Source organism: Thermosynechococcus sp. (genome assembly GCF_025999095.1).
Taxonomy (GTDB): domain Bacteria; phylum Cyanobacteriota; class Cyanobacteriia; order Thermosynechococcales; family Thermosynechococcaceae; genus Thermosynechococcus.
The window spans coordinates 833,876-859,768 of the sequence record NZ_AP024678.1 but is presented as its reverse complement, the minus strand read 5'-3'; the positions used below and the strand labels follow the sequence as shown (position 1 = coordinate 859,768).

The 25,893-nt window shown below is 53.5% G+C and carries 26 protein-coding genes; 17 read left to right on the top strand and 9 right to left on the bottom strand.

What is annotated here, in order from left to right; genetic code table 11:
* Positions 1–8: 8 nt before the first annotated feature.
* Genes Q0W94_RS04215 through rplC form a run of 3 tightly spaced genes read right to left on the bottom strand, consistent with a single transcriptional unit; the run spans position 9 to position 1,591 of the window.
* Positions 9–311 carry a 50S ribosomal protein L23 gene (locus Q0W94_RS04215; RefSeq protein WP_297761563.1) on the bottom strand — a complete coding sequence of 101 codons (303 nt, stop codon included), beginning with the start codon at positions 309–311 and terminating at the stop codon, positions 9–11.
* Entirely contained in the window at positions 304–936 is a 633-nt protein-coding gene (gene rplD / locus Q0W94_RS04210) for a 50S ribosomal protein L4 (protein ID WP_297761561.1), read from the bottom strand. Before rplD ends, Q0W94_RS04215 begins: the two co-directional genes overlap by 8 nt.
* Positions 937–952: 16 nt before the next feature.
* Positions 953–1,591 (bottom strand): 50S ribosomal protein L3, encoded by a 639-nt coding sequence (gene rplC, locus Q0W94_RS04205; protein ID WP_297761558.1) that lies wholly within the window; start codon positions 1,589–1,591, stop codon positions 953–955.
* 366 nt (positions 1,592–1,957) lie between these two features.
* On the opposite strand from rplC, the gene tgt reads away from it, so the two are divergent.
* The 6 genes from tgt (at position 1,958) to Q0W94_RS04175 (ending at position 6,539) form a co-directional block, all read left to right on the top strand.
* Positions 1,958–3,094, top strand: a complete 1,137-nt coding sequence (gene tgt, locus Q0W94_RS04200; protein ID WP_297761555.1) for a tRNA guanosine(34) transglycosylase Tgt — start codon at positions 1,958–1,960, stop codon at positions 3,092–3,094.
* Complete coding sequence (locus tag Q0W94_RS04195; RefSeq protein ID WP_297761552.1) at positions 3,078–3,554, top strand: DUF2752 domain-containing protein; 477 nt, start codon at positions 3,078–3,080, stop codon at positions 3,552–3,554. The genes tgt and Q0W94_RS04195 overlap by 17 nt, the downstream gene beginning before the upstream one ends.
* A gap of 88 nt (positions 3,555–3,642) precedes the next feature.
* Complete coding sequence (locus Q0W94_RS04190) at positions 3,643–4,074, top strand: BLUF domain-containing protein (protein ID WP_297060137.1); 432 nt, start codon at positions 3,643–3,645, stop codon at positions 4,072–4,074.
* A gap of 1 nt (position 4,075) precedes the next feature.
* Positions 4,076–4,573 (top strand): DUF177 domain-containing protein, encoded by a 498-nt coding sequence (locus tag Q0W94_RS04185; protein ID WP_297761548.1) that lies wholly within the window; start codon positions 4,076–4,078, stop codon positions 4,571–4,573.
* A complete protein-coding gene (locus tag Q0W94_RS04180) occupies positions 4,570–6,075 on the top strand; it encodes an AAA family ATPase (protein ID WP_297761544.1) in 1,506 nt (501 codons plus the stop codon). The genes Q0W94_RS04185 and Q0W94_RS04180 overlap by 4 nt, the downstream gene beginning before the upstream one ends.
* A complete protein-coding gene (locus Q0W94_RS04175; protein WP_297761541.1) occupies positions 6,072–6,539 on the top strand; it encodes an SH3 domain-containing protein in 468 nt (155 codons plus the stop codon). Before Q0W94_RS04180 ends, Q0W94_RS04175 begins: the two co-directional genes overlap by 4 nt.
* An 8-nt stretch (positions 6,540–6,547) precedes the next feature.
* Here Q0W94_RS04175 and Q0W94_RS04170 read toward each other — a convergent pair whose 3' ends face one another.
* Positions 6,548–6,982 (bottom strand): hypothetical protein, encoded by a 435-nt coding sequence (locus Q0W94_RS04170; protein ID WP_297761538.1) that lies wholly within the window; start codon positions 6,980–6,982, stop codon positions 6,548–6,550.
* Positions 6,983–7,131: 149 nt separating this feature from the next.
* Between Q0W94_RS04170 and murD the strand changes: the two genes are divergently transcribed.
* From murD to Q0W94_RS04150, 4 genes are read left to right on the top strand one after another with little or no spacing between them, the layout of a single operon-like run.
* The gene (gene murD / locus Q0W94_RS04165) at positions 7,132–8,496 is read left to right on the top strand and encodes a UDP-N-acetylmuramoyl-L-alanine--D-glutamate ligase (protein ID WP_297761535.1); all 1,365 of its coding nucleotides are present in this window, start codon (positions 7,132–7,134) and stop codon (positions 8,494–8,496) included.
* Positions 8,493–9,668, top strand: coding sequence for an AI-2E family transporter (locus Q0W94_RS04160; RefSeq protein ID WP_297761532.1), 1,176 nt, complete (start codon positions 8,493–8,495; stop codon positions 9,666–9,668). Before murD ends, Q0W94_RS04160 begins: the two co-directional genes overlap by 4 nt.
* A gap of 4 nt (positions 9,669–9,672) precedes the next feature.
* Positions 9,673–10,350 (top strand): hypothetical protein, encoded by a 678-nt coding sequence (locus Q0W94_RS04155; protein WP_297761529.1) that lies wholly within the window; start codon positions 9,673–9,675, stop codon positions 10,348–10,350.
* A 2-nt stretch (positions 10,351–10,352) separates the two neighbouring features.
* Positions 10,353–11,189: a DUF1838 domain-containing protein gene (locus Q0W94_RS04150; RefSeq protein ID WP_297761526.1), complete on the top strand. Its 837-nt coding sequence runs from the start codon at positions 10,353–10,355 to the stop codon at positions 11,187–11,189.
* A gap of 13 nt (positions 11,190–11,202) precedes the next feature.
* On the opposite strand, the gene Q0W94_RS04145 is transcribed toward Q0W94_RS04150, so the two are convergent.
* Positions 11,203–12,225 carry an aspartate-semialdehyde dehydrogenase gene (locus tag Q0W94_RS04145; RefSeq protein ID WP_315863098.1) on the bottom strand — a complete coding sequence of 341 codons (1,023 nt, stop codon included), beginning with the start codon at positions 12,223–12,225 and terminating at the stop codon, positions 11,203–11,205.
* Positions 12,226–12,407: 182 nt separating this feature from the next.
* Here Q0W94_RS04145 and Q0W94_RS04140 point away from each other — a divergent pair, with 182 nt between their 5' ends.
* A complete protein-coding gene (locus Q0W94_RS04140; protein WP_297761520.1) occupies positions 12,408–17,330 on the top strand; it encodes a CHAT domain-containing protein in 4,923 nt (1,640 codons plus the stop codon).
* 34 nt (positions 17,331–17,364) lie between these two features.
* Here Q0W94_RS04140 and ribH read toward each other — a convergent pair whose 3' ends face one another.
* Together ribH and Q0W94_RS04130 are read right to left on the bottom strand one after the other, a co-directional pair.
* A complete protein-coding gene (gene ribH / locus Q0W94_RS04135; protein ID WP_297761517.1) occupies positions 17,365–17,901 on the bottom strand; it encodes a 6,7-dimethyl-8-ribityllumazine synthase in 537 nt (178 codons plus the stop codon).
* A 47-nt stretch (positions 17,902–17,948) separates the two neighbouring features.
* Positions 17,949–18,401: a hypothetical protein gene (locus tag Q0W94_RS04130; protein WP_297761514.1), complete on the bottom strand. Its 453-nt coding sequence runs from the start codon at positions 18,399–18,401 to the stop codon at positions 17,949–17,951.
* Positions 18,402–18,534: 133 nt separating this feature from the next.
* Between Q0W94_RS04130 and Q0W94_RS04125 the strand changes: the two genes are divergently transcribed.
* The 6 genes from Q0W94_RS04125 to Q0W94_RS04100 are packed head-to-tail and all read left to right on the top strand — an operon-like array spanning position 18,535 to position 24,077.
* Positions 18,535–19,368, top strand: coding sequence for a thiazole synthase (locus tag Q0W94_RS04125; protein WP_297761511.1), 834 nt, complete (start codon positions 18,535–18,537; stop codon positions 19,366–19,368).
* Positions 19,365–20,540 carry a glycosyltransferase gene (locus tag Q0W94_RS04120; RefSeq protein ID WP_297761507.1) on the top strand — a complete coding sequence of 392 codons (1,176 nt, stop codon included), beginning with the start codon at positions 19,365–19,367 and terminating at the stop codon, positions 20,538–20,540. The genes Q0W94_RS04125 and Q0W94_RS04120 overlap by 4 nt, the downstream gene beginning before the upstream one ends.
* A gap of 33 nt (positions 20,541–20,573) precedes the next feature.
* Positions 20,574–20,744 (top strand): photosystem II assembly protein Psb34, encoded by a 171-nt coding sequence (gene psb34 / locus Q0W94_RS04115; RefSeq protein WP_024125547.1) that lies wholly within the window; start codon positions 20,574–20,576, stop codon positions 20,742–20,744.
* Between the two features lie 40 nt (positions 20,745–20,784).
* Positions 20,785–21,363, top strand: coding sequence for a tRNA (adenosine(37)-N6)-threonylcarbamoyltransferase complex dimerization subunit type 1 TsaB (gene tsaB / locus Q0W94_RS04110; protein ID WP_297761504.1), 579 nt, complete (start codon positions 20,785–20,787; stop codon positions 21,361–21,363).
* Positions 21,353–22,807: a CIA30 family protein gene (locus tag Q0W94_RS04105; protein WP_297761501.1), complete on the top strand. Its 1,455-nt coding sequence runs from the start codon at positions 21,353–21,355 to the stop codon at positions 22,805–22,807. The genes tsaB and Q0W94_RS04105 overlap by 11 nt, the downstream gene beginning before the upstream one ends.
* A gap of 13 nt (positions 22,808–22,820) precedes the next feature.
* On the top strand, positions 22,821–24,077 hold the full coding sequence (locus Q0W94_RS04100; RefSeq protein ID WP_297761497.1) for a DNA repair exonuclease: 1,257 nt from the start codon (positions 22,821–22,823) through the stop codon (positions 24,075–24,077).
* On the opposite strand, the gene Q0W94_RS04095 is transcribed toward Q0W94_RS04100, so the two are convergent.
* Both Q0W94_RS04095 and ureG read right to left on the bottom strand, forming a co-directional pair.
* Entirely contained in the window at positions 24,074–24,817 is a 744-nt protein-coding gene (locus Q0W94_RS04095; RefSeq protein ID WP_297761494.1) for a DUF928 domain-containing protein, read from the bottom strand. The two genes, Q0W94_RS04100 and Q0W94_RS04095, sit on opposite strands and share 4 nt — an antisense overlap.
* Before the next feature lie 473 nt (positions 24,818–25,290).
* Positions 25,291–25,893 carry an urease accessory protein UreG gene (gene ureG / locus Q0W94_RS04090; protein ID WP_297761490.1) on the bottom strand — a complete coding sequence of 201 codons (603 nt, stop codon included), beginning with the start codon at positions 25,891–25,893 and terminating at the stop codon, positions 25,291–25,293.

The window sequence follows — 25,893 nt, the reverse complement described above, 5'->3', positions numbered from 1 at the left end:
CTACTCCGTTAAACTTCGGGGAAGAGAACAATCTTGCTGTCGGGGGCAAGGGTGACGATCGCCCGCTTATAGCGAGGACGATGCCCAACGAACCGACCCACGCGGCGCTCCTTAGGGGGTAGATGATAGGTATTCACCGCCTTCACCTTAACGTTAAAGAGTTCCTCAATGGCCGCCTTGATTTGCGGCTTGGTGGCGCGCCGATCCACATCGAAGGTGTATTGATTGTTCTCTAGCAAAATTGTGGCCTTCTCTGTGATGATGGGGCGCTTGATGAGATCCGCAAGGGCGCGGGGTTGGACTTTAGTCACCGTACACCTCCTGAATCTTGGCGATCGCACCGGTGGTGGCAACAATGCGATCGGCATAGAGCAAATCAAAAACATTCAATTGATCAGCACGCAGCAGTTTCAAAGTGGGCACATTTCGCGCTGAGAGTGCCACCGTTTCGGTAATGTCTGCATCCAGTAGCAGTACTTTTTGCGCCGGCTCAATGCCCCAACGTTGCAAAGCCGTCACCAATTCCTTGGTTTTCGGACGTGGCAGGTGAGCGGCAAAGTCCTGAACCACAATTAAATCTTCGACACGGCTCATCAGAGCTGTGCGCAGGGCAAGCCGCCGCTCCTTACGGTTCATTTTCTGGCTATAGTCGCGGGGCTTCGGACCAAAGATCACACCGCCCCCCCGCCAGAGGGGAGAACGAATCGAGCCGGCGCGGGCACGTCCTGTTCCCTTTTGCCGCCAAGGTTTGCGCCCGCCGCCGCGCACTTCGGCACGAGTTTTGGTGGAAACGGTCCCCTGACGGGCGTTGGCCAACTGCCGCACAAGGGCACGATGAACAATATGACTGGCAGTTTCAGGTTTTGCTGTCGCCAGATCAAGGGTGGCTTCACCACTGTCGGCACCCTGCCAGTCTTTAACCACACATGCAACCATAACTACTCTCCAGCCCCTATTTGCGACCGACAACCTTGGCGGGGGTAATGCTCACCAGTGCCCCCGGTTTACCCGGCAATGCCCCTTTAATGAGAATCAAATTGCGCTCAGGATCAACGCGCACCACCTGCAACTTGCGAATGGTAACCGCGCTGTTGCCCATGCGACCGGCCATCCGCTTGCCGGGGAAGACACGACCCGGTGTCGTCCCTGCCCCCGTAGAACCGGGTAGACGATGGTTTTTTGAGCCGTGGGCCATCGGACCGCGCTTGAAGTTGTGGCGTTTTTGGTAGCCGGCAAAGCCGCGACCAATGCTGGTGCCGTGGACATCCACAAGCTGCCCTGGACTAAAAATATCAACGGTGATGGCCTGACCTAGTTGATAGGCGGAGGCATCTTCGAGGCGAAATTCCCGCAGATGGCGCATGGGAGGCGTTTGTGATTTCTGGAGGTGGCCCAACTCAGGGCGGGTTAAGCTTTTCTCCCGCACTTCGCCATAGGCAAGTTGAATCGCCGTATAGCCGTCGGTTTGGGGGGTTTTAATTTGGGTGATCGGACACGGCCCCGCTTGTACCACCGTAATGGGGACAGATCGGCCCGCCTCGTCAAAGATTTGGGTCATGCCCAACTTTGTCCCTAAAATACCAACTGTCACGATCGCGTTCCTTAAAAATACGAATCACAACAAAACAGCGAGAGGTAGCCGCAAGGCTACACTTCGGCAGATTCCTACAGTTAGGAATAGTGGATTGACCCAGCAGTTATACGGTCAAGACGATGACGCCCAGGGCGCATCCATCATTGATCAAGGACAGGCGCAGGTAAAGATGGCAAGGCTATGATTGCAAGTTGCGAACACGCTGCCATCCCTGGATCAGTGGGACCAAGGACTTAAGGGGGTTGAGGCGATCGCTCCCACTCAGTATCCGTTTTTGGTCACAAGTTTTAATCATAGATCAGCGGTTGTGGGTTTGTCTAGGGATTTGGTAACATTTTTTACGCCTTCTTGTGGATCCACAGCGTGTTTGAATTTGTCTGCCAGCAGGGATGTGCCCATACCCAAGCCCGGGCCGGCCTGTTTCACACCCCCCATGGCACAGTGGCAACGCCGCGTTTTATGCCAGTGGGCACCTTAGCCAATGTGAAAACCCTCACTCCAGAACACCTGAAGGCAGCGGGCGCCCAAATGATCTTGGCTAACACCTACCATCTGCACCTGCAACCGGGGGAAGACATTGTGGCTGCAGCGGGGGGGCTCCACCGTTTTATGGGCTGGTCAGGGCCAATTCTCACGGATTCGGGGGGGTTTCAGGTCTTTAGCCTCAGTGAAATGCGGCAAATTTCCGATCAGGGGGTGGTGTTTCGGTCACCCCACGATGGTCAGATCGTTGAGTTGTCACCGGAGCGAGCGATCGCCATTCAAGAGGCCTTGGGGGCAGATGTCATCATGGCCTTTGATGAGTGTCCCCCCTACCCTGCTAGCCGTGAGGTGGTGATCCAGGCAACTCGCCGTACCCTTCAGTGGCTAGAACGTTGTCTTGCGGTCAAGGAACGCACCGATCAAGCCCTCTTTGGCATTGTGCAGGGGGGTGTCTATGGCGATGTGCGGCGGGAGTGCGCTGAGGCCATGGTGCCCTACGACTTGCCGGGCTATGCCATTGGTGGCGTCAGTGTCGGTGAGCCCAATCGCGCCATGCATGAAATTGTTGCGGCGACAGCTCCCCTGCTGCCTGCCCATAGGCCGCGCTATCTCATGGGTGTGGGGACGCACCTAGAAATGCTGCGGGCGATCGCTGCCGGTGTTGACCTCTTTGACTGCGTGATTCCTACGCGTCTGGCTCGCCACGGTTGTGCCATTGTCCAAGGGCAGCGCTGGAACCTGAAAAATGCCCGCTTCCGCCGCGACTATGACCCCCTCGATCCAACCTGTCCCTGCTATACCTGTAGGACATTTAGCCGCGCCTACCTCAGTCATCTTGTGCGTGCCAAGGAACTCCTCGCCTATACCCTGCTCTCAATTCATAACGTGACAGAACTGATTCGCTTTACCCAAGCAGCACGGCAGGCAATTTTAGAGGAGCGATTTGCGGCCTTTGCGGCAGAATGGGAGCAGCGACTAGTGGTGAATGCTGAGGAACCCGATGCTGCGCTTCTCTGATGCTGTTTTATCTAAACAGGAACGCTTGAGCCGTTGGGGCTTTTTGGGACTGACTACGGCACCTTTAGTGGGAGCGGCACTGTTTAACCATACGGGAACGCCGCCTTTCTTACTGTGTCCGTTTTGGGCAACAACGGGCATTCCCTGTCCGGGGTGTGGCCTGACTCGTTCTTTTATGGCGATCGCTCGCGGCAATCTTGCAGATGCCCTGAGAATGCATCTCTTTGGCCCTATACTCTTTCTCGCATTTACAGTGGCTGCTGTATTGATGGCCCTTGAACTAAAAGCAGGGCGACGATTGCAGCACACCCCCTTTCGCTACATCAATGAACGCATTCAAAACTGGTGGTGGCTGGGGGGCATTTACCTTGGCTACTATGGCCTGCGGCTGTACAGCCTATTCCACACAGGGGAGTTCTATATCAATCCTTTAGAGATACTAATAATAAAAATCCTTTAGAAATACTAATAACAAAATTCAGCTAAAGAAAAGAACCCTTTTATGGGATAGTAAAACTCAACTGTGTGCGATCGAGAACAGAAAACCCATGAGACTACATCGCCTAATCTATCTCAGTTGTGCCACAGATGGGTTGTCCTACCCAGACCTGCGGGATATTATGGCCAAGTCAGAGGTGAACAATGTGCGCGATGGCATTACGGGAATGCTGTGCTATGGCAATGGCATGTTTCTGCAAACCCTTGAGGGCGATCGCCAGAAAGTCAGTGAAACCTACGCCCGTATTCTTAAGGATCCCCGCCACCACAGCGCTGAAATTATTGAATTTAAGGGGATCGAAGAGCGAACCTTTATCAATTGGTCAATGCGTCTGGTGCAGTTGGGTGAGATGGATAGCGACACCATTCGGCGCCTGCGGTTAAAATACTCTCCAGCAGCAACGTTTCAGCCAAGCTCAATGACGGCCGAGCAGTGCTTCCGTTTCCTGAAAGAACTCTATGATATAAGTCAAGGATCCTAACGTGACCCCTATCCACTGGCTAAGCATTCCTGAACTGTTGCGGCTGCCCGCCCAGACCTACGAGTGGCGGGTGGATACCCATTTTCCAGACTTGGCAACGCTAACTCCTGTGCAAGGGATGGTTACTGCCAGTCACCGCCACACCTACTTAGAACTGTGGGCCAGTGTGCAGACCATTGTCACCCTCTCTTGCGATCGCTGTTTGCAGTACTATAATCACCGCCTAGAGTGTGCGACCAGTGAACTGATTTGGCTGGCGGAAAGCCCAACGAGTCAGCCCGACGATGATCTAGTGGAGACCTTGCCGGCCACAGGTCGCATTGATCTTGGAGATTGGCTCTACCAGCAACTGTGCCTTGCCCTGCCCTATCCCAAGTACTGTGATCCCCACTGTGGCGGTATTCACCCCCCCACCCCCGCAGAACCCCCCGTGGATCACCGCTGGGCAATGCTAGCGCAACTACAGTCGGCTCTGGAGGGCGCAGAACCATCGCCGTGAGTGCTCAGTCTGACCTTGAACTCTTGCTGCGGGCACGCTATCCCCTGTTGTATGTGGCCACAACGGAGGAAGAACGCCTTGAGGCGACGCTGCATAGGATTAGCGATCGCCTGAATCAGCGCCCCATCTACATTTGGGATTTTGTCGAGGGGTATCAGGGGAATCCCAATGATCTGGGAGTGGCCAAGCGCAATCCCCTCACTGCCCTTGAATTTGTCGAAAAACTACCGCCACCGGCAGCGGCCATGATTCTGCTGCGGGATTTTCATCGCTTTATTGAGGATGTAGCGGTCTCTCGCAAACTGCGCAACCTGGCACGGCAACTCAAGTCCCAGCCCAAAAACTTAATCTTGCTTGCGCCGACGGTGCAGTTGCCCCCGGAACTGCGGGATGTGATTACCGTTGTCGAGTTTCCCTTGCCCCAACGGGAGGAAATTCGCCTTGAACTGGTGAAGCTCTGCCACAGTCTTGGCAACATTCCCCCAGAACCGATTCTCGATGAATTGATCCGTGCCTGTCAGGGCTTGACCCTGGAGCGGATTCGCCGGGTGATTGGTCGGATTATTGCCCTCCACGGTATGCTGGACGGCAGCCATGTGGATCTAATCTTGGAGGAGAAACGGCAGATCCTGCGGCAAACCCAAATTCTCGAGTTTTACCCCACCCAAGAAACGATTGCTGATATTGGCGGTCTGGATAACCTTAAGGAGTGGTTGCTGCGGCGCGGCGGTGCCTTTTCCGAGCGGGCACGGCGCTATGGGCTACCCTATCCCCGTGGGGTGCTGCTGGTGGGGATTCAGGGTACGGGTAAGTCCCTGACAGCCAAGGCGATCGCCCACCAATGGCACTTGCCCCTGTTGCGATTGGATGTCGGGCGGCTCTTTGGTGGCCTGGTGGGGGAATCGGAAGCACGCACCCGCGAAATGATTCAAATTGCTGAAGCCTTGGCGCCCTGTGTTCTCTGGATTGATGAAATGGATAAAGCCTTTGCCGGCATTGATGGCCGTGGCGATGGCGGAACCAGCAGCCGTGTCTTTGGCACGATTATCACTTGGCTGGCGGAGAAAACCTCTGCCGTTTTTGTGGTGGCTACGGCAAATAACGTCCAAGTGTTGCCTCCGGAGCTGCTGCGCAAGGGACGCTTTGATGAAATCTTTTTTGTGGGGCTACCCAATCTGGAGGAGCGGCGCGCCATTTTTGAAGTGCACCTCAGTCGCGTGCGGCGCGATCGCCTGCAAAACTACGATCTAGAGCGCCTGGCCTACGAAACCATTGACTTTTCCGGGGCTGAAATCGAGCAGTGTATCATTGAAGCAATGCACCTTGCCTTTAGCCAAGACCGCGACTTTACCACCGAAGATCTCTTGCACGCGGCCAGCGAAATTATCCCCTTGGCACGGACAGCTCGCGAACAAGTCCACCAATTACAAGAATGGGCGGCCTCGGGTCGGGCACGGTTTGCCTCACGCATCCTGTCTCCCCCCCAGGACGTTAGATCATGAAACCAGGTGTGCGTCTGCTGCAATGGCTCTTGGGAACTTTTTTGGGCTTAGGCCTGATGACCCTTGTGGTTGCTGCCCTCATCATGCCCCTCCTCTTTAACCTGCTCTGGCCACCGCCGCGTCCTGAGGTGGAGGCACACAATTCGCCACCACCGACGCCAGCAAAGTCCTCAGCGAATTCACCCTCACCCACGCCTGAACCAACCCCGACTCAGTCAGCGCGGCCAAATCCTGAAGGGCGAGTGATCTATGGAGATGGTTTGCGGGTGCGCGATCGCCCCAGTCGGGAAGCAAATGCCCTAGGGGGTGTGGCCTTTGATGAGGTGGTGACGATCCTAGGGCGCAGTGAGGATGGGGAATGGCTGAAGATTCGCACTAAAAATAATCTTGAAGGCTGGGTACTGGCCTTTGGGGTGCAGGAAACACCCCCTCAATCCCCCGCCTCCAGTGAGACACCCCAGTAGGCACACTCCTATTGGGAAAATTCCTGCATTTGCTGAAACGAGCGGTACTCGCGATCGCCACTCAGCCATTCCACAAGCGTAATTTTCACCCGTCCGCCCGCATTGGGAAGTGCCAGAAACTCCGCCTCTGCTTCGCTATTGAGCACTTGATTGCGCAACTGGGTGAATCCCGCTGCCAGCAGTCGTTTGCTGGTGGGGTCATAGATTTCGTAATAGATCTGAACATTGCGTGCTGGTGTGGCCGTTTCATTGCGCACGCGTCCCGTCAGGCGGTGGTACCAGACACCCGCAATATTCTCACTCTGCAATTGGACATCGGTGACGCGCACCACTTTGGGGGCTTCGCGGCGGCGGGCGATCGCGGGCCTGCTTGCAAGGGAGAGGAACCCGCCACAGGTTGTCAATAGCAAACCGCAGAGCCAAATTGTGCGTAAGCTAGGCATTGTTCTCTACTTGGTGGGAAAATAATAGAACTTAAGCTGCAAGCCTCAGCGGGAGCGATCGCCTTTCGGTCCCATTGGCCTTGAGGATAGCACTTTGGTGGCCGCTGCCCCGAGTCTGTACCTGCTCGATTGGATTCACCCCCTTAACTATGCCAACTGTTCATGTGATTGGTCTTGGTCGCTCTGGCATTGCTGCCGCCCGTTTACTCAAACGTCAAGGTTGGCAAGTGGAGGTCAGTGACCGCCGTCAAACTCCAGCGCTGCAATCTCAACAGCAACTGCTGCAAGCTGAAGGCATCCCCGTTCAACTCAACTATGACTTTGATTTGCAAACTCTTGTCAGCGTTGGCCTGCATGTTCCCGATGAAATTGTCATTAGTCCGGGGGTACCATGGCACTCACCGGCACTCGTTACCGCTCGCCAAGCCGGCATCCCCATCCGCGGTGAAGTAGAAATTGCGTGGCGGACCCTGGCCCATCGGCCCTGGGTATGTATTACGGGCACCAACGGTAAAACAACCACTACCGCACTCACGGCTGCCATTTTTCAAGCAGCGGGGTACCATGCCCCCGCCTGTGGCAATATCGGCAAGAGTATTTGCGAAGTGGCTTTGACCGCTAGCGCCCTTGATTGGGTGATTGCTGAGATTAGTAGCTATCAATTAGAGTCGAGCCCCCCCCTCCAACCCCAATTTGCCCTTTGGACAACCCTCACGCCGGATCACTTGGAACGCCACGGTACCCTTGACGCCTATGTGGCAACCAAAGCCCACCTAATGAACGGTGCCAAACAAGTGATTCTCAATGGCGATGATCCCTATCTGCGTCAGCACATGGTGAATCGTTGGTCCAAGGCATGGTGGATCAGTACTCAAGGGGCAGCAGCCCTGCCCAAGGGGATTGAACAGGGCATCTACATTGCTGAAGATCAAGTGTGGTTTCAGGATCAGCCCCTCCTGCCTACCCATATCCTGCAAATGCCGGGTCAACACAATCAGCAAAACTTTCTTCTAGCGGTGGCAACTGCTCATTTAGCCGGTATTCCCGCCAAAACGATCGCCAAAGGGGTGGCCGGGTTTGCCGGTGTGCCCCATCGCCTAGAGCGGATTCGTCAATGGCGACAGGTGGAGTGGATCAACGACAGCAAAGCCACCAATTATGATGCCGCAGAAATTGGACTGCGCTCTGTGACAGGTCCGGTGATCCTTATTGCTGGGGGACAGGCCAAAAAGGGGGACGATCGCCCTTGGCTCAACCTGATTCAGGAGAAAGCTGCTTGGGTGCTCTTAATTGGTGAAGCGGCACCGCAGTTTGCCCAGCGCCTCGAGGCGATCGGTTTTACAAATTATGAGATCATGGAGACACTGGATCGGGCAGTGGCGGCGGCGGCTGAACTGGTGACCCAGTATCCGATCAAAACCGTGCTCTTTTCCCCTGGCTGTGCCAGCTTTGACCAATATCAGAACTTTGAAGAACGCGGTGATCACTTTCGTCAACTGTGCTTAGAGCTATGAGCCAACCTGCGGCCTCGGGTCACTGGTGGAATCACCTCTCCATTGCCAGTCGGTTTCTGATTATTGGCTTGGCAGGGCCAATTTTGACGCTGAATTTCTGGGCATTTGCCACCGTTCTCAAGTTCTTTGGGCCACTGGTGGCAGTGCTTGTCCTTGCCTCTCTATTTGCCTTTTTGCTGAACTACCCGGTGCGCTGGATGGAGGAACAGGGAAACCCCCGCGGACCCTCAGCAATTTTCGTCTTTCTGCTCGCCTTGGTACTGATTGCCATCATTGCCTTGGTTGTGGTGCCCAATCTCTTTAATCAGGCACAACAACTCATTGCCCGTCTGCCGGAATGGTTTAACTCCAGCCAACGGCGACTCTTGGAATTTGGTCAGTGGGTGGACTCCCTCAATCTACCGGTGACGGTGGATGTGGATGCCCTTGCCAATCAACTGTTGGAAAAACTTAAGGATCAATTGCAAAGCTTAGCTCGCGAGGCACTGAATTTAATCTTGGGCACCCTCAGCAGTGCGGTGGATGTGCTGATTAACCTGATTTTGACGGTTGTGCTCACGTTTTATTTGTTGCAGCATGGTGATGAATTGTGGGAGGGTCTCCTCAGTTGGCTGCCAAATACGGTCCGCCCCACGGTTTCAGAAACAATACGCCGCAGTTTTGAGAGCTATTTTATTGGTCAGCTGGTACTGGGGCTATGCATGGGGATTGGCTTGACCACGATTTTCATTTTTCTCAAGGTGCCCTATGGACTGCTCTTTGGTGTCATTATTGGCGTGATGGCTTTGGTGCCCTTTGGCGGCACGGTGGGGATCATTTCCATTAGTTTGCTGGTTGCCCTTCAGGATGTTTGGCTCTCCCTTAAGGTGGTCGGGTTTGCCTTTCTCTATCAGCAGTTTTTGGAGAATGTGGTTGCGCCACGGATCATTGGTAGCTTTACGGGCTTAAATCCGGTGTGGGTTTTTTTGGCGATCCTAACGGGCGCTAGGGCTTCGGGTTTAGTTGGGGTTCTAATTGCAGTTCCGATCGCCGTGGTGATCAAGACCTTCCTTGTGAGTGTGCGATCGCGCCTCAGTACTGAGGAAGACGTGGACGCCACCGTTGCACTCCCCAATCATCCGCCCCCCTTACCGCCGGTTTCTTCCTCAATGAAGCCATCCTCAGTGGAGTAGGAAAATGCTGCGTGTCCTTCACCCCGGAATTCTCACGTCCCTTGTTTTAATCAGTACAACAACCGCCATTACCCTAGTTACGGCTTTTATTGGCTACCACCTAGGGCGAGACTCATTGCGCGGTGTGTCCCAGCCAGTGGTGAATCCCATCCTCGGCAATGCTGTGAATGCCAATGATCAAACTGAAGGGGAGCGATCGCCCATTCTTGACGAGGCGCAGATCATTGCCCAAACCAAAGCCCGCATTGCCGAAATGACCAAAGGGGCTAGCGATCGCAAGATTGTGCCTGCTCCCACCACTGCCAATGAACCCCCAGCGGCGGAACCCGCAGTGAGTCGGACACTGCCTATCGTTGCTGAGGACAAGGGGGTGCGCCTAGAAATTAGCCGTGTGGACACCCTTGGCCAAGATTTAGCGCTGCAGGTTAGCTTGAAAAACGATAGTAGCCAAAGGGTGCAGTTTATTTACACCTTCCTTGAAATCACAAATGATAAAGGTGACCTTTTAAGTGCCCTCACCGAAGGCCTACCGACGGAATTACCCGCCGGCAGTGATCTGGTCAAAGGCACGATTCTTATTCCCAAAAGCCTCCTCAACAATACAAAAACCTTAACACTGCGCCTTGCCAGCTATCCGAATCAGGAGGTGCAATTGCAGGCTGCCAATATTCCTGTGGAGTAGCCATGCCCGCTGCTGAATTGATTCAAAAATGGTTGAGTGCTCGCGATTGGGTGCGGGTGCGGGCAGATTTGGAGGGCAAGACGACGTTTATCGCATGGCAGGGAGCCGTGTATAGCTTTGTTCCCCAAGAGCGTCGCCGTCACCTCTTCAACATGGTTGGCATGAGTGCCGCTCGCTGTTTGCCCCATCCCGAGGGCGGGTGGTATTTTCTTTCCCGTGAATTAACGTTTTATCTGGATCCAGAAAATGGATCCCTGTGCGATCGCTGGCACAATCCTTGGACAGACGAGGTAGTTCCCGTGATTCCGGTTGCCAATGATCCTGTACAGGGGCTATTTCGCCGTGAGGTACCTGCTCAAGTCAGTGAGCGAACCACGACGTTTCAGTTTGATCTGTTTCCCTACTACGACAATCCCTTGGCTAGGGATAAGCGGTTTCAAGCCTACAGCCCCCAACCCATCTACCAAGCAGCAGAACTCTTTAAGCTAACGGTGGCCACTGCCGATTTACAACAGGATACGCCGACCATTGCCGATGTCCATTTGTCTTGGAGTCGGATGGGTCCTTGGTTGCCTTGGATGAAGATGGGCGATCGCCCCGGTTATCTCATCTATAGCGCGACCGGCTGCAAAGCCCTGAGTGTGGAAGACTTGCCCCCTCTCCTCCAAGAGCAATTAGAGCAACTGCCCCAATACCGGGAAGCCCCCAGGGAATACCGCGAGGGCGCAGATATGACCTCGTGGCTGTATTTTCAGGAGCACTTCGAAGCCTACTTAGAAAGGCTGGGGGAGCCATCACCTGATATTGGGCGATCGCCCCCTGAACCTGCTGATCAATGACTGGTGAAGGGAGTTAAAGCAGTCCTTGGGCAATCAGGGATTCAGCAATTTGCACCGCATTCAATGCCGCTCCCTTGCGAATTTGATCCCCACACAGCCATAGTTCAAGGGCATTGGGTTCTGAAATGTCTTGGCGCAGCCGCCCCACAAGCACTGGGTCCTTACCTGTTGCCTCGAGGGGCATGGGGAAATAGTTGCGCTGCCAATCCTCAACAAACTGTACCCCCGGCGCTGTTTGCAGGCGATCGCGGGCCTCCTGCAGTGGAAAAGGCTCAAAAAATTCCACATTGAGGGCTTCCGAATGGGCACGCAACACGGGTACCCGAACACAGGTGGCCGTTAACCGCAACTGGGGAGCATGGAAAATTTTGCGGGTTTCATTGACCATCTTCATTTCCTCTTGGCAGTAGCCCTGTTCATTGAGGGGAGAATTGTGGGGAAAGAGGTTAAAGGCCAAGGGATAGGGAAAGGCCGCTGTGCGCGGTGGCTGTCCCTTTAGAATATCGAGGGCTTGATCCTTGAGTTCTTGCATAGCCTTTGCCCCCGCCCCACTGGCCGACTGATAGGTGGCCGCCACAATCCGCCGAATCGGTCGCACCTGATGCAATGGCCATAGCGCAACCGTCATCAAAATTGTTGTGCAGTTAGGATTGGCAATGATGCCTTGGTGTGTTTTTAGATCTTCAGGGTTGACTTCGGGCACCACTAAGGGAACGTTAGGTTCCATGCGATAGGCACTGGAATTATCAATGGCGATCGCTCCCCCTTTGACCGCGATCGGCAGCCACTGCCGCGACACACTTGCCCCTGCCGAAGCCAGAATGAGATCCAACCCTTTGAGGGTCTGTTCACTCACCGCCTCCACAGGCAGCACGGTCTCACGAAACGAGAGGGCTTGACCTGCTGAACGAGGCGAAGCCAACAGACGTAACTCTGCTACTGGGAACGACCGTTCCCCCAAAATGGCCAAAATTTCTGTGCCAACCGCACCTGTGGCTCCTAAAATGCCAACTCGTAATCCCTGTGCCAAGACTATTACTCCTAGGAATATAAGCTCATTCTATGATCGTTGCGGATTGAGAAGTAATAAAGCATAGCATTTTGGGAATTTTATTGTTCTACCTATAATGGTTATTGCCAATTTCCACCACAGCCTCTGCACTCCTCGACAAGAGTCTCCAGAGGCACGACTCGATGAATTATCTGGAGACTAGAATCGTGAAAACTCTACAACGGTATCTATTTACCATTGCCTTAGCCTTTGGGGGACTGTGCAGTGGCGCTGTTTACAGCCAGATCACCCCAGCTATCAATGGCACTAACACCACCGTCATCCACAATGGTCAACAGATTGATATTAGCGGTGGCAGCCTATCGGCGAATGGTCAAAATCTCTTTCACCTCTTCCGTAACTTCAATGTTGGCAATGGCCAAATCGTCAACTTTCTCTCTAATCCGCAAATTCGCAACATTCTTGCGGGCGTCAATGGTGGCAACGCCAGTTATATCAATGGCTTGATTCAAATCACAGGTGGCAACAGTAACCTGTATCTGCTCAACCCTGCGGGGATCGTTTTTGGCCCCAATGCCCGCTTGAATCTCCCCGCTGCTTTCCATGCCGCCACCGCTCAACGGGTGCTGTTTGAAGGAGGGGTTTTTGATGTCAATGGCCAGAACCTCTATGCAGCCCTCAATGGTCAGCCCATAGGCTTTGAATTCCTGAGTAAAGGCCTCATCATCAATGAAGGCGAGCTGAGGGTTGGTAACGGTCAAAGCCTCAGCCTAATGGCACACCAAGTGATCAATACGGGTACACTCGCAGCGCCCGCCGGCAATATCCACATTACAGCTGTGCCTGAAACAGGAATGGTGCGGGTCTCCCAAGAGGGAATGCTGCTCAGTCTTGAGATTCCTCAGGAGCGACTACCCTCTGGAGGAGCGATCGCTGCTGTGGAGTTACCCAGCTTACTCACCGGCAATGGTTCACAACCCGTCAACAGCGTCATTCAAAACCCCGATGGCACCATTCACCTTGTCCATGACCCCAGTAAAATCCCCACCACAACCAACACCGCCGTCATCAGTGGCAGCCTTTCCGTCGCCAATCCCATAGGTACTGGTGGCAAAATCACGATCACCGGTCAACATATCGCCCTTATCAATACCAACTTAACTGCTTCTGGTCAATTCGGTGGTGGCACGATTCTCTTAGGGGGCGATTACCGCGGGGGAACAACAGGCACCAATCGACTGGATAGCAGCTTCAATGCCCGTAACCTCTTTATCAACAGTGGGAGCGTGATTGCAGCGGATGCCGTCAATCAAGGCAATGGCGGCACCGTCATTGCATGGGCAGACAACAGCACTCAATTTGGCGGCACTATCACTGCACGCGGCGGTCAACTTGGCGGTAATGGGGGCTTTGTTGAAACCTCCGGTCGAGAATTACTGAGCGTTTGGGGAACAGTAGATGCCACTGCAGCTAATGGTCAGTCCGGTACATGGCTCCTTGACCCACGCAATGTCACCATTAGCAGCGGCACCAGTAACGGTACATTTTCTGGTGCCAACCCTGATATTTTTACCCCCACAGGTGATAATGCCTCTGTTGGGAATACCGCCATTGAAGCTGCTCTGAATTCCGGGACTAGTGTCATCATCACAACTGGTGATACTGGAAGCCAAGAGGGTAATATTTCTATTGCTGCTCCTATTATCAAGACAGCAGGGGGCGACGCCTCCCTAACGTTCCAAGCCGCAAATAACATTTCTGTTAATTATGACATTCAATCACAAGCAGGCCGACTAAATATCATTCTCCATGCCGATGCTGATAACAACGGTGCCGGTGCCATTCAATTAAGCTCAGTCTCACTTATTTCTAACGGTGGCAATATTGTTTTGGGGGGCGGTTCTAATCCTCTCACCAGTCCAGCGATCGGTGTCACCCCGGCCAATGCTGGGGTTGATATCCAATTCTCTATCCTCAATGCAGGTGGTGGCCATATTAGGATTCATGGCAGCAGTGAATACACTATGGGGGTAGAGATCAGCAACAGTTCAATCCTCACCTCCGGATCTGGGGAGATCACCATTCTAGGGACAGGTGGTAGTGTTTTTACCGTTTTGGATGGTATCTCAATTCAGAACTCCTCAATCAGGGCCGAGGCTGGCAATCTTACCTTGACCGGCACGGGCGGCGGCTTAGGCTCTGAAGTATTTTCCAACTTTGGCATCTATCTTGAAGAGTCACAAATTCAAACCACGACAGGGAATATTACCCTTACAGGTACTGGCGGTGCGAATTACGAGGGTATCGGTATTCGGAGTTACTCTACATCCATTAACAGTGAGAGCGGTAACATCATCCTTAGGGGCACAGGGGGCGAATCCGGCGGGGTTGGTTTTCTTTTAGAAGCAGCAACTGATACCAGCTACCCTGCCGAAATCACAACGGCTGGCAATGGCAATATCCTCATTGAAGGTCGCGGCACGGGTGGTAATGAGGGTCTGGTCATGCAGGGCTCTGGCTGGCTGACACTAGCTGTTCGAGATGGCGTGCTTACATTAGCAGCCCAAGGGGGGATTGACGTCTCTAGTGACCTAGATGATCTAAATCTAAATATCTACAGTGGCGGAGCAGGCCGCCTTATCTTTCAACCGATTGATGCCGCTACCCCTGTTGGCCTTGGCGATGGTGCGACGGGTGACTTAATCGTTAATCAGTTTCTCCTCAACGGAATCACCGGTGGCTTCTCATTAATTACCATCGGTCACCCTAGTGGTACTGGTTTGATTGATGTTCGCCCCTTCAGCCTCAACTACAATCTTGCCCTACAAACTCCTGCGCCAGGCTCCCAAGGTATTCGTTTCAATGGCTCTGGCGCGACGAATCTCAATGGTCGTAATCTGACACTCAATAGCGGTGGCGGCGTTACTCAGGGGAGCCATGCCATTTCTGGGGGAACACTCCAACTCCTCGGACAGGGACCTTTCACCCTCAACAATGCCAACAATGACTTTCAGGCACTCTCAGGAAATGTCACTGGCAATGTGAACTTGAGTAATCAAGGCGCTCTAGGTATCGTCAGTTTCAACAATGGTGTCAATGGTCTCACTACTGGTATCAACACAAATGGCAATACCTTAATCCTTAACTTAGCCAGTGGTGATCTAACCCAGAGCGCGCCTATCCGATCCGGCAGCTTGGGCTTGCTCCTACAAAATGGCAGTGCAACTCTAACTAACCCCGATAACCAAGTGGGCACACTTGCTGCTCAGTTGAACAGTTCTGGGGATCTTCGATTCGTTAATAACGGCTCCCTTACCGTTGGCAGTGTTAACCCAACGGGCATTACAGCGCGCAATGTTTTTCTGCAAACATTAGCAGGCGATATTGTTCTCAATGCGCCAATTTCTGCTGTTGGGACCGGGGATGCGATTGTCCTTGTTGCGCAAGAGAACTTTATTAACAACTATGGTCCAAATGTCTTCAGTACCCCCAACGGTCGCTGGCTAGTTTATTCAACTGACCCGAATCTTAATATCAAGGGCGGCCTCACGGGTTCAGAGCAATTCAACGCCACCTATCCTCAGCCTGCTCTATTTTCTGGTTCTGGTTTTCTCTATCGAGTTTCTCAGGCACCCCCACCAGTACCTCCAGAATCCCCACCCTCGGAAACACCCACACCCCCACCAGTACCTCCAGAATCCCAAATTCAAGAAGATCTAGGTCAAATTTTACTTGGCCAGGAGATACAAAGCACTCAACTGCCCCAGAATACTGCTCAAGTCGTTTACTTCCCCGGAGTTGATACCATCCGTCAGCAAATCAGTGCCGCTTTTGATCAGGGAGATTACAACAGTGCTATCAAACTGCTTCAGCAGCTTTATTCCTTTGAGTTTAGTGAGTACTTTGGTGAATTTTTGAGTACTCCTGGCCAAGGGGGACTACAGTTCTTTGATATTGATCAAATCAAAGAATTATTGGGGCGTATAGCTCAAGAAACAGGTCAAAAACCTGCGCTAAGCTATGTCTTTTGGCGACCTAAACAGTTAGATATTTTCATCATTACACCTCAAGGGGAACCTATTTATCAACCCGTTCAAGTGCCCCAAGAAACAGTGCGTCGCGTCATTGCTGCCTTTAACCAAGAGGTGCGAGATCCAAGAAAAACCAATAGCGAATCCTATCTACCCTTCGCGCAGCAGCTCTACCAATGGATCATGGGTAGTGTTGATCCTGAGTTGCAAGCACGAGGCATTAATACGCTGGTTTTTGCCCTTGATGAGGGGTTACGGACTATGCCGCTGGCTGCTTTGCACACAGGGTCAAATCTTATTTCCTCGACAGTTAGTGATAGTCCAATAGGTCGTAATGGTCAGTTTCTAGTGGAACGCTATAACCTGGCTCTCATTCCCAGTATCAACTTGGTGGATACCCGCTACCAGCCGTTGCAAAACGCCTCGGTATTGGCAATGGGCGCCTCCAAGTTCACAGATCAAAGTCCTTTGCCAGCAGCTCCTATCGAGCTACAAACAATTACTCAAGTGGTAGGTCAAGGGCAAGTATTCCTCAATGAAGCTTTTACGGTCTCAAACCTGGAAAGCCAGCGGCGGCGCAGTCTCTACCCTATCCTGCATCTGGCGACCCATGCTGAATTTAATCCAGGTAAGCCACAAAATTCTTATATTCAGTTTTGGGATAGGCAGCTTTCAATGGCTCAATTACGGCAGTTGCGTTTATTCCGGCCACCCACAGAGCTCATGACCCTGAGTGCCTGTCGCACAGCGGTAGGAGATATCAACGCAGAACTTGGGTTTGCCGGACTGTCGCTGCAAGCGGGGGTGAAGAGTTCTGTGGCCAGCCTTTGGTATGTCAGTGATGAAGGGACACTGGCCTTGATGACGGCATTTTATGGCCAGTTGAGAACTGCTCCGATTAAAGCAGAGGCCCTGCGACAGGCCCAGCTTGCCATGATCCACCGGCAGGTTGTGATTGAGGAGAATCATCTGCGCAGTGCTGGACTGCAGGGAGGGCTTTCGATTCCTTTGCCCCAAGAAGTTCAAACTGGAGGTAGGCGTCTACTTTCTCATCCATACTTTTGGGCAGGGTTTACGATGATTGGTAGCCCTTGGTAGCTCTAGAAGACAATTTCTGCTTCACCGTTTGGGATTACCCATCCGTGAGAACACGAGCACTGGGGCTGAGTTTGGTTGTTGGTGGATTGATGGCGCTGGCGAGGGTTTGCATCAGGTTTGCCATTTCCAAGGCATTGAGGGCATATTCCCAGCCTTTATTGCTTTTAATACCTGCTCGCTCAAGGGCCTGCTGCATGGTGTCGGTGGTGAGAATGCCGTAGATAATGGGCACCCCCGTTTGCATGGAGGCAGCGGCAATGCCTTTGGTGACTTCCGCAGCCACATAGTCAAAGTGGGGGGTTTGGCCACGGATGACGGCCCCTAGACAAATGATAGCAGCATAGCGACGACTAGCGGCCAGTTGAGCTGCCACAAGGGGAATTTCAAAACTACCGGGTACCCAAGCATAGTCCACTTGAGAACCATGGGGACTGGGATCAACGCCATGACGACGCAGACAATCTTGGCAACCCTCTAGCAGCTTGGTCGTAATTAGGTCATTGAAGCGGGAAATTACAATGCCAAAGCGAGGCGTTCCCAGAACTTGATAGGTGCCTTCAAACACAGCCATAGGTGGAGGTGCCAAGTCTTACCCAAAAGAGTATAACCTGCAATGGCCTAGGAGGAGCGATCGCCCTGCTCCACCAGGAAGTCTTGGGACTGCCACTGCCGCACAATACTGGTTAACTTGGTAACAAATGGCTCAGAGGCTGAATCAGGGTGAAATTCACTGATTCTTGTTTTGCTGGGTGTCTCTGAAAGGGGAGCGGAAGTAGGTTCGGGGACACTAATAGGCAATGACTGGCAGATAATGGCTTCAAACTCACTGTTGAAGTGATAAATTGGTTGCTCACGCCGTTGCCACAGCTCTAAAATTTGCTCTACAGAAATGGCCTTATAGCGCCCCAGATAAAGGGCTTCAATGAGTGCAAGGCGAATCCAGCGGGGAGGAAAATGGCGCAACCAGCGATCTAAGATAACTTCAACTGAGGAACCATCCAAATCAAACCCATATTGACGTAGCAGGCGATCGGCAGCCTGAATGGCGGCATTGTTGCCAATATGTGCCATGCACCAATGTTGCACTCCTGTAGTTATGGTGCCTCTATAATGCCACAAGTTTTCCAAGGTCACAGCAGCAAAGAGCGTAACCCTGATATCGTAGAAAGGCAAACCCTAGTGCTTTCTGTTTCACAAGTACATCATGGTGACTGCGCCTCCCCCCGAGCTGTTGATTGAAGATGCCCCGCTCACGATCGCTGGGCGGCAGTTTCGTTCACGCCTGATGACCGGTACGGGTAAGTATCGTTCCATTGCAGATCTACAGGCCAGTGTTGCCGCAAGCGGTTGCGAAATTGTGACAGTAGCCGTACGTCGCGTTCAAACCAACGCCCCGGGTCACGAAGGGCTGGTGGATGCCCTTGACTGGAGTAAAATCTGGCTACTGCCCAACACCGCTGGCTGTCAAACCGCTGAGGAGGCGATTCGCGTTGCCCGTTTAGGCCGAGAAATGGCTAAGCTCTTGGGTCAAGAAGACAATAACTTTGTCAAACTTGAGGTGATTCCCGATCCCAAGTATTTGTTGCCTGATCCCTTTGGCACCTTGGCGGCAGCTGAGCAACTGGTCAAAGAAGGGTTTGCGGTTCTTCCCTACATCAATGCGGATCCCCTGCTGGCTAAACGCCTTGAGGAAGTGGGCTGTGTCACCGTCATGCCTTTGGCTTCCCCCATTGGCTCAGGGCAAGGTTTACGCAATGCTGCTAATATTCAAATCATTATTGAGCAGGCAACCGTGCCCGTGGTTGTGGATGCGGGGATTGGCACGCCCAGTGAGGCTGCCGCTGCCATGGAATTGGGAGCCGACGCCCTGTTGATTAATACGGCGATCGCCCAAGCGGGAAATGCGCCGGCAATGGCCAAAGCGATGGCCCTCGCCACAACTGCCGGCCGCCTTGCCTACTTAGCGGGTCGCATTCCCATCAAAGCCTATGCCAGCGCCAGTTCACCCCTAAGTGGCACGATTACGGCTGGGCCATGAATCCCGTGCTTGTTCTCCTGACCCTATTGAGCTGCACAGGAGCCCTTTTCTACCTTGTTGCAGGGGCCCTCACTTGGCAATTTTTCACAAAGCAGAGAACTGCCTCCCTAGAAATGTTACCGGCAGTCTCGATCTTGGTACCTGTGTGTGGCTTAGAGGCAAGGGCATGGCAAAATTGGTCCTCGCTGTGTGAGCAAAACTACCCCATTTACGAAGTTCTCTTTGGTGTCCAAAACGCCAATGATCCTGCCATACCCGTCCTGCAGGCAATTTGCCAAACCTATCCCCACCGTGCCCGTTGGTATCTTTGTAACCAAATTCGTGGCATCAACCTAAAGACCAGCAACGTATCGCAATTATTTGCCCATGCGCGCTATGGCGTGGTTGTGGAAACAGATAGTGACGTGCGGGTGGGGTCCAATTACCTAGCCACCCTCACCCAACCGTTAGCGGATCCGCAGGTGGGAGTCGTTACCTGCGGTTACATCGATCACCAGCCCCAAAGGTTAGGAGCCGCCTTTATCGCCCTCGGGCGGTGTTTAGACTTTATCCCTAGTGTGCTCGTTGCGCGGCGCCTGGATGGGGGACTGCGTTTTGCCATTGGACCCACCGTGCTACTGCGGCGGGAGGTTCTAGAAAAAATTGGCGGTTTTGAGATTGCCCTCAATCGTGTTGGTGAAGATTATCAATTGGGATATGCGGCTTGGCGGGCGGGGTACCGCGTGGAGTTATCTACCTATATTCTTGACAACGACTGCGGCCATGAGTCCTTGCGCCAAGCCATCCAACGGGAACTGCGCTGGTCTCGCAGTATTCGTGTCAATCGGGGCAACCAGTATTTTGGCATGGTGTTGATGTTTGGCACTGTCTATAGTGCCCTGCTGTGGGGTCTGTTTCCGGCACCTTGGACCTTAGGGCTCTTTTTGACGGTGCAGGGGATTCGCTGGTTGCAGGCCGTGATCAGCATTCTTTTGATGGGCACGCCGCGGCTGTTGCTCTGGTTGTGGCTATTGCCCCTGCGGGATGTGATGAGTTTCCTGATTTGGCTGGGGGGCTGTTTTGGCAATCGCATCTACTGGCGCGGTCGCTGGTTGCGGGTCTGGATCGCCATGGTCAATTGCAAGAAATTGTTAAGGATTCTCAAGAGTCCTAAAGCTCGCTTGTTAAAATAGCGGCACTGTAACGCTGAATTGAGGTTTGTTTCGATGCGCTATACCACCGATGAGGGCGGTCGCCTCAACAACTTTGCTATTGAACCCAAGGTCTATCAAGCGCAGCCTTGGACACCTCAGCAAAAAGTACGGGCAGCCCTGTTGGTTGGGGGTGGATTGCTCTTAGTGGCTGGCTTGGTGGCGATCGCTATCGGAGTGAGCTAATCTGCTTTGTCTTGGCTTTGATACGAGTGATGCCACACTGGTGGCTGGTCTTTATGATCTGGAGGCGGCTCAACTGCTGGAGGTGAAAACATGGCCCTTGGGTCGAGAACTGGCCAGCCAACTTCACCCCTGCCTTGGGGAACTCATGGGTCGTTACACTTGGGCTAAACTGGGGGCGATCGCCATTGGCTGTGGTCCGGGCAGCTTTACGGGAACGCGGTTGGGGGTAGTCACTGCCCGCATACTGGCCCAACAATTGGAAGTCCCCCTTTTGGGTCTGTCTAGCCTGGGCACAATGGCCTGGCACTATCGTAACGCACTCCTAGAGGAGGATGGGATCGTGTCACGCCGCGCCCAGCAGGGGCATCAATACCTTGGCATTTATCGCTATCAGGGAGGGTGTCTCCACGCTCTTTGGGGCGATCGCCTGGTCACAGACAGCGAGGCAGAGGCGCTCCTAGCCACTTGGCCCCATCCCTCCAAACACCTGAGCCCTCCCCATTCCAGCGACTATGGCCGGGCTTTGCTGACATGGGCAGCCCAACAGTGGCACGATACACTAAGGGCAGGGGAAACATTTCCCCACTGGTCAAGCGTGGTGCCCCTCTATGGCAAATAACTGGGAACTTGGTCGCTTTCTCGATACACTGCGCTTTTTTCAAACCTTACCTTTTGTAGGAACGCTGGAGCCCCTGCGCCCCGTGCTGTCGCCCCTTTTACCGGATCTCTTCAAGCCGCCCGCCTATCGGGGCAGTGGCCTGGTGGTGGTTATGGGGGCAACGGGTCGAACCGGTCAAGCAGTGGTGAAAACCCTCTTGGGTCAAGGCTATGCTGTGCGGGCAGTCGTGCGCGATCGCGCCAAGGCTGAAAGTGTGCTTCCCCCAGACCCCTTTTTAGAGATCGTCATTGCCGATGTGACTCAGCCCCTGCCTACCGATCTCCTGCAGGGGAGTCGAGCGGTGATCAACTGTGTCGGGGCAAAGGTACAGTCCAATCCCAAGGCGCCACCTCCGGGCCTTGAAATTGCCGGTGCTAGCCCAGAGGCCGTTGAATTTGAGGGGATGCGGCATTTGTTGGAACGTGCCCAACCCTATTTTCAAAGTCAACCCAACACCTATCCTCTCTTTGACTATCGCTATCCCACGCCGCCTCTGAAGGAAGTTTGGGGTGCCCTTGATGATGTGGTCATGGGCGGCGTCAGTGCCAGCCAGTTTTACCTCAAGGATCACAGTGCTCTCTTCACAGGGGTGGTTTCTACGGAAAATTCTGGGGGCTTTGTCTCGATTCGCACCCGCAACCTCACCCCACCTCTCAATTTGCAAGGATGCACGGGCATTCAACTCCGGGTTCGCGGCGATGGCCAGCGCTATAAATTTTTCCTACGCAGTGACCCCGCTTGGGATGGCGTCGGCTATGCCATCTCTTTTGATACGGCGGCCGATCAGTGGATCACGGTTGAGTTGCCCTTTAGCCACTTTATCCCTGTATTTCGGGCACGCACGGCCACCAATGCCCCGCCGCTGAATGTGGGGCAAATTTACTCACTGCAACTGATGCTGAGCAAGTTTGAGTATGACGGTGCCCTCAACCCGCACTTTCGCCCCGGCTCCTTCAGGCTTGAGATAGAGTTCATCCAAGCCTATGGGGGCTTGCCCTTACCTCGCATTATTCAGGTCAGTTCTGCCGGGGTTACCCGTCCGCAGCAAGCCAATCTTGATGTTAAGGGACAGCCCTTGGCGGTTCAATACAACAAACAATTGGGGGGCCTCCTGAGGTGGAAACTAGCAGCGGAAAATATGCTGCGCCAAAGTGGTCTTCCCTACACGATTGTCCGTCCCTGTGGTCTGACGGATCAGCCCGGCGGCAAGGAACTGCGCCTGGATCAAGGCGATCGCCTGACGGGTTTTCTGAGTCGTGAAGATTTAGCTGTATTTCTGGCCAGTTTGCTAAATTTGCCCGTGGCCTGCTATCGCACTGTGGAAGTGGTGGCCACCGATCAAGCAGCAGAGGCCTATCCCAATTGGGCAGTCCGCCTTGCCCAACTTGCCAGCGATCGTCCCTAGGAGACAGAGTCAAATGGTGCGGTTTCTGCATGTTGCCGATGTGCACTTGGGCTACAACAAATATCGCCAAGACAACCCCAGCCGCATGCTGGACTTTTTCCGGGCCTTTGACAGTGCCTTGGAAACCTACGCCATCGAGGCACGGGTCGATTTTGTTCTGATTGCCGGTGATCTCTTTGAGGAGCGGATGATTACCCCCGGCATTCTCAATCAGGCGGAATACGTCCTTGATAAGGTGCGATCGGCGGGAATTCCAGTGCTCGCCATTGAGGGCAACCACGACAACTGCCCCTACGGTGTCAAGTCCAATTGGCTACGCTACCTCTGTGAAAAAGATTATCTCTATCTACTGGAACCGGATGAAAGTGGCCAATTGCATCCCTGGAACTCCGAGACAGCGCGGGGTGGGTATATTGATCTCCCCTGTGGTGTGCGCGTCATTGGTTCCCAGTGGTATGGTGCCAGTGCCCCCCGGGCCATTCAACAGCTTGCGAGCCAAATTCAGGTGCTGCCCCGCGCTGCCGGTGCGACGATTTTGCTCTTTCACCACGGTCTTGAGGGGCAAGTCTCCCGCTACCAAGGGGCATTGCGCTACAACGAACTCCTACCGCTGCGCCAAGCGGGTGTAGATTACCTGGCCTTAGGGCATATCCATCGCCACTATGCCGTTGAGGACTGGATCTTTAATCCCGGCTCCGTTGAGGCCAATTCGATTCAGGAAAACCAGCAGCAAAATCCGCGGGGAGTCCTGTTGGTCAGCCTTGATCAGGGACCACCCCAAGCGGAACTCAAGCGCGACTATTGGCAGCGTCCCATCCATCGCTACACCCTTACTCTCACCCCCAGTGACACCGTGAGCCAGGTGGAGAAGCAACTCCAGCAATTGGTGCAGCGGCATCGGTCAGACATGGCAGAGGCGATTGTTGAAGTCAGCCTCAAAGGAGAAGTGGGCTTTGAGCGCGGTGAGTTGTCTGTGCGATCGCTCCAAGGGCAACTGCAAGAGGCAGCTGAGGCCTTTATTTTTCGACTGGGGTTTGCCGCAACCCCTGTGGCCTATCAAACCTACCGTGATGCAACGGCTGAGCCACCCCCTCGCGCCCAGATCGAAGAACAGGTGTTTACAGATTTGCTGGCCAGTGTTGCAGAGTATCGCGATCGCGCCCAACCCTTGGCCAAGGCACTCATGCGCATGAAGGAGGATCTCCTTCAACCCAATGCCAATATTCCTGACCTCTACAAGTGGCTGGCCAGTCTCTCCCTAGAGAGTTAGGGCTGGGATGGCCAGGGAAGGAGGGGTTGATTCGCCACATTGGTTAACTGGACAGGGGCAGACTGTAAGAGGGCTTGCCATTTTTGCTGGAGTTGGGCATTCTCCGGCGGCGCTAGGCGTTGTTTAGCGAGTTGATTGAGGACATCGTACCAGTAGCCTGCCATGGCAAAGGCAGCCGCTACATCTTTCGCTTGGACAATTCGCTGCTGTTGGCTGCGGGATAAGGGCACCGGTCGCAACCAGCTGAGAGTTTTAAGGGCCGTGGTGCCATTGGTGCAGGTGAGAGTCAGTTGCCACTGGTAATCCACACCGTTTTTGAGGGAGACATTCTCCACGGGCCAGCCAAGAATGCCCGCTGCTGTGGGGGCAGGACGCTCTTGGCGATAGACTTCTGTACCTTGGGGATCCCGCAGGGTTAGGGTTAGGACTGCTCCCCTATTGGCGGGAATGAAGCTATAGAGGGTGGGGGTGGATGTGCTGGTGAGGCCATTGTTATCCTTGGGCACGAGGGCAACCACGGTTTGCTTTGGCTCAGTCAGACAGCTTTCGGTACCACCGGTACTCTCCCGCAGCAGCATGGGACGGGCAATTCGCGTTGCGGCCCCCTCGCGATTACCGGGGCGGCCAATGTTTGCAGGTGGACGATAACTTGCCCAAGAGGCATGGGCGATCGCTCCAATCATGCCCACTGCCAAACTGAGGAGCACAGCAATGGGGCGGATTCCCAATTGAATAGCCATATTACTCAATCCTCGCAATTGAACCGGCAATGAATAAAAACTCACTTGCCCCAGGGCTGCAGCCATCCAGAGATAATGTGACCCTTTCTCGGCAAAGTTAGAGTTTGTTAGCGTAGCTACCTGATAGTCGTTTTTTGGGTTTTTGGGCTCGGGAATTCCACGACAGCTAAATCTGTATCAGCTCTGTATCGGCAAAAATTTCATCCTATTGAAGTCAACGGCGTAGGCGTACTGATCAATAGGCATCACGCGGTAATTATCCCTACAATTGACAACATGCCTTGCGCTAAGCACATAGTCGGTCGAACCCGAGTGGCAAATAATCGCGTGGGAACCGTGAGAACCATGCCTAGTTCATAATACTTCCTAGCTGTCGATGCCGCTAGGACGATTTTAAGGGACAAATTGTTGCAGTGCCAGTGATGATGATCAGTGACTTGGTGTGCGTTGGGTCAAATTCCATGTGATGATATTTACGCTGCCAGGTGGAATGTGAGAAACGCAATCACCTGATCGAGCCCAAGGCCAGTTTTCAAGTTCGTCATCACATAGGGGCGATCGCCCCGCATTTTTAGGGTGTCCCGTTTCATCACCTCTAAATCAGCACCCACATAGGGGGCAAGATCAATTTTATTAATCACCAATAAATCCGACTTGGTAATGCCAGGCCCGCCCTTGCGAGGAATTTTATCGCCAGCAGCCACGTCAATCACGTAAATCGTTAAATCCACCAGTTCCGGACTAAATGTCGCAGCCAAATTATCGCCGCCACTCTCAACAAAAATCAGATCCAAAGGCTGAAGAGTTGTTTCCAATTGCTGAATGGCCGCTAGGTTGAGGGAAACATCTTCCCGAATGGCGGTGTGGGGACATCCCCCCGTTTCAACACCAAGAATTCGCTCTGGGGGAAGGGCTTGGGAACGCACCAAAAACTGAGCGTCCTCTTGGGTGTAAATATCATTAGTCACGACCCCTAGGCGATAGCGATCGCGCAAGGCTTTACAAAGAGCATCCACAAGAGCGGTTTTACCTGAACCCACGGGCCCTGCCACACCGACTCGCAATACTGTCTCCAT

What these genes read in the sequence shown, in the direction of transcription:
- Q0W94_RS04105 (WP_297761501.1), top strand. Translation starts at nt 21,353, where the DNA reads ATGGCAAATAACTGGGAACTTGGTCGCTTTCTCGATACACTGCGCTTT.
- Q0W94_RS04095 (WP_297761494.1), bottom strand. Translation starts at nt 24,817, where the DNA reads ATGGCTATTCAATTGGGAATCCGCCCCATTGCTGTGCTCCTCAGTTTG.
- Q0W94_RS04150 (WP_297761526.1), top strand. Translation starts at nt 10,353, where the DNA reads ATGCCCGCTGCTGAATTGATTCAAAAATGGTTGAGTGCTCGCGATTGG.
- Q0W94_RS04175 (WP_297761541.1), top strand. Translation starts at nt 6,072, where the DNA reads ATGAAACCAGGTGTGCGTCTGCTGCAATGGCTCTTGGGAACTTTTTTG.
- Q0W94_RS04125 (WP_297761511.1), top strand. Translation starts at nt 18,535, where the DNA reads ATGGTGACTGCGCCTCCCCCCGAGCTGTTGATTGAAGATGCCCCGCTC.
- rplD (WP_297761561.1), bottom strand. Translation starts at nt 936, where the DNA reads ATGGTTGCATGTGTGGTTAAAGACTGGCAGGGTGCCGACAGTGGTGAA.
- Q0W94_RS04160 (WP_297761532.1), top strand. Translation starts at nt 8,493, where the DNA reads ATGAGCCAACCTGCGGCCTCGGGTCACTGGTGGAATCACCTCTCCATT.
- ureG (WP_297761490.1), bottom strand. Translation starts at nt 25,893, where the DNA reads ATGGAGACAGTATTGCGAGTCGGTGTGGCAGGGCCCGTGGGTTCAGGT.
- psb34 (WP_024125547.1), top strand. Translation starts at nt 20,574, where the DNA reads ATGCGCTATACCACCGATGAGGGCGGTCGCCTCAACAACTTTGCTATT.
- Q0W94_RS04190 (WP_297060137.1), top strand. Translation starts at nt 3,643, where the DNA reads ATGAGACTACATCGCCTAATCTATCTCAGTTGTGCCACAGATGGGTTG.
- Q0W94_RS04100 (WP_297761497.1), top strand. Translation starts at nt 22,821, where the DNA reads ATGGTGCGGTTTCTGCATGTTGCCGATGTGCACTTGGGCTACAACAAA.
- ribH (WP_297761517.1), bottom strand. Translation starts at nt 17,901, where the DNA reads ATGGCTGTGTTTGAAGGCACCTATCAAGTTCTGGGAACGCCTCGCTTT.
- murD (WP_297761535.1), top strand. Translation starts at nt 7,132, where the DNA reads ATGCCAACTGTTCATGTGATTGGTCTTGGTCGCTCTGGCATTGCTGCC.
- Q0W94_RS04120 (WP_297761507.1), top strand. Translation starts at nt 19,365, where the DNA reads ATGAATCCCGTGCTTGTTCTCCTGACCCTATTGAGCTGCACAGGAGCC.
- Q0W94_RS04130 (WP_297761514.1), bottom strand. Translation starts at nt 18,401, where the DNA reads ATGGCACATATTGGCAACAATGCCGCCATTCAGGCTGCCGATCGCCTG.
- Q0W94_RS04155 (WP_297761529.1), top strand. Translation starts at nt 9,673, where the DNA reads ATGCTGCGTGTCCTTCACCCCGGAATTCTCACGTCCCTTGTTTTAATC.
- Q0W94_RS04195 (WP_297761552.1), top strand. Translation starts at nt 3,078, where the DNA reads ATGCTGCGCTTCTCTGATGCTGTTTTATCTAAACAGGAACGCTTGAGC.
- Q0W94_RS04170 (WP_297761538.1), bottom strand. Translation starts at nt 6,982, where the DNA reads ATGCCTAGCTTACGCACAATTTGGCTCTGCGGTTTGCTATTGACAACC.